Origin of the sequence: Mycobacterium sp. E1715, assembly GCF_001667625.1 — a bacterium.
GTDB lineage: Bacteria > Actinomycetota > Actinomycetes > Mycobacteriales > Mycobacteriaceae > Mycobacterium.
The window spans coordinates 1-1,488 of sequence record NZ_LZJJ01000235.1 but is presented as its reverse complement, the minus strand read 5'-3'; the positions used below and the strand labels follow the sequence as shown (position 1 = coordinate 1,488).

Here is a 1,488-nt window from a genome sequence, read left to right as displayed (position 1 = left end):
GCCGGCCAACCCACCGCCACCGGTTGCCCCTCCCGCGGCGGGCGGGCCCGTGCCGCCGGCGACCGATGGGAAGACGCCCTGCGAGATCGCCGCGGACCAGCTGCCGCAGGCGGGGCAGTGATGGCTCAGGCCGGGCGGATGTGCAGCACGTCCTCGACGAAGCGCACGGATTCGGCGCGGTCGGTGGCCAGCGGGCTGAGCAGCAGCGTCGTCACACCGGCCTCGGCGAAGGCGGCCAGGCGCTCGGCGACGTAATCGCGCGGGCCGACCAGCGACATGCCGCGCACCAGCTCGTCCGGCACCGCGTCGATGGCCTCCTTTTTGCGGCCGGACAGGTACAGCTCCTGGATGCGGTCGGCGACCTCGCCGAACCCGTAGCGCGTCGCCAGGGCGTGATAGAAATTGCGGCCCTTGGCGCCCATCCCGCCGAGGTAGAGGCCCAGCTGCGGCTTGACCCACGCCAGCCGCTCGTCCACGTCGTCGCCGATCGCCACCGACGCGTGCACCATGACATCCAGCGGCCCCAGCGCGGGATCGCGCTTGGCGGCCCCGGCTGCCAGCGCGTCCCCCCACACCGACGCGGCCTTGTCCGGCAGATAGAAGACCGGCTGCCAGCCTTCGGCGATCTCGGCGGTCAGCTCGACGTTCTTCGGGCCCAGCGCGGCGATCGTGATCGGAATGCGTTCGCGCACGGGATGATTGATGAGCTGCAGCGATTTGCCCAGCCCCGTCCCGCGGTCGGCCGGCAGCGGGATCTGGTAGTGCTTGCCGTTGTGCTGCAGGCGTTCCCGCCGCCACACCTTGCGGCAGATCTCCACGATCTCGCGGGTGCGGCCCAGCGGCGCGTCGAACTCGACGCCGTGAAAGCCCTCGATCACCTGCGGCCCCGACGTGCCGATCCCCAGCCGGAAGCGCCCGTCGGACACGAAATCCAGCCCCGCGGCCGTCATCGCCAGCAGCGAGGGGGTGCGGATGTAGATGGGGAAAACCCCCGAGGCCAACTCGACGGTGTTCGTCTTGGCCGCCAGGTACCCGAGCTGGCTGACGGCGTCGAAGGCGTACGCCTCGGCCACCACGGCGATGTCGATGCCGGCCTTCTCGAGCTCCACCACGCGGTCCACGGCCTGGTGAAAGCCGCCCGAATAATCCAGGGCGATCCCGATTCGCATCAACGACAGATACCACGACGGCACCCCGGCGCCGCGGCCGCTCGGAGTTCAGCCGGCCGAGTTGCCCGTCCAGTACTCCGCGAACCGTCGACCGTCTGCCGACAGCCGCAGGATGTCGTTGCCGGTGAAGGACACCGGTCCGTCGGGCCCGCGGCCCGTGCCGACCCAGCGACCCGCCACGAGGTCGCCCTCGGCGAAGGGTCCCAGTTGGATGGCAAAGGTCAAGTCGGCCATCATGTTTCGGGTCTCGTCGACGACCCGCGCAAGCTCCTCGGGACCGTGGACGTCCCGGCCGGGCCAGTGACCCACGAAGTCGACC

At 70.7% G+C, this 1,488-nt stretch carries 2 protein-coding genes; both read right to left on the bottom strand.

Annotation, left to right across the window (positions count from 1 at the left end; translation table 11 throughout):
- Nucleotides 1-125: 125 nt before the first annotated feature.
- On the bottom strand, nucleotides 126-1,169 hold the full coding sequence (locus tag A9X03_RS12695) for an LLM class F420-dependent oxidoreductase (protein WP_068261339.1): 1,044 nt from the start codon (nucleotides 1,167-1,169) through the stop codon (nucleotides 126-128).
- 48 nt (nucleotides 1,170-1,217) lie between these two features.
- A partial coding sequence (locus tag A9X03_RS12690) for a nuclear transport factor 2 family protein (RefSeq protein ID WP_068261338.1) occupies nucleotides 1,218-1,488 on the bottom strand: 271 nt, incomplete at its 5' end.